We start from the raw sequence: 470 nt of genomic DNA on the forward strand, positions 1-470 counted from the left end.
GGCCAATTTGCTGATTGAGCAGGCCAACGCGTATGTTATCTCCAACTTTTGACTTTAGAGTCTCATGCATATGTTCGAGTTGACGACCGGAAATCTCAGCCAGTGTTTCGCTGTGCATATTTTCGGGGAATAACAGTAGCAGGTTCATCTAATTGTTATTCGCTTACAGGTTCTTCGTTGCGCTTCTTTTCGACGAGTTTTGAAAACAGCACTCCGACTTCAAAGAGAGCCCACATTGGAACTGCTAAAAGAGTTTGCGAAATAACATCTGGAGGCGTCAATAACATACCGATAACGAAGCAGCCAACCACGATGTAAGGGCGTTTTTCACTTAGGCTAGCTGAGCTGGTAATACCTGCCGCAACCAAAATAATGGTTGCGATTGGGATTTCGAAGGCTAAACCAAATGCGAAGAATAGCTTTAGAATGAAGTCAAGATAGCGACTGATATCGGTCATTACAGTGACGCC

1 protein-coding gene is annotated in these 470 nt (G+C 44.3%); it reads right to left on the bottom strand.

Annotated elements, in window-relative coordinates:
* Positions 1-155 precede the first annotated feature (155 nt).
* The coding region (locus tag A3729_RS11075; RefSeq protein WP_197475806.1) for a twin-arginine translocase subunit TatC at positions 156-470 on the bottom strand (315 nt) is incomplete at its 5' end.

Source organism: Oleiphilus sp. HI0043 (genome assembly GCF_001634935.1).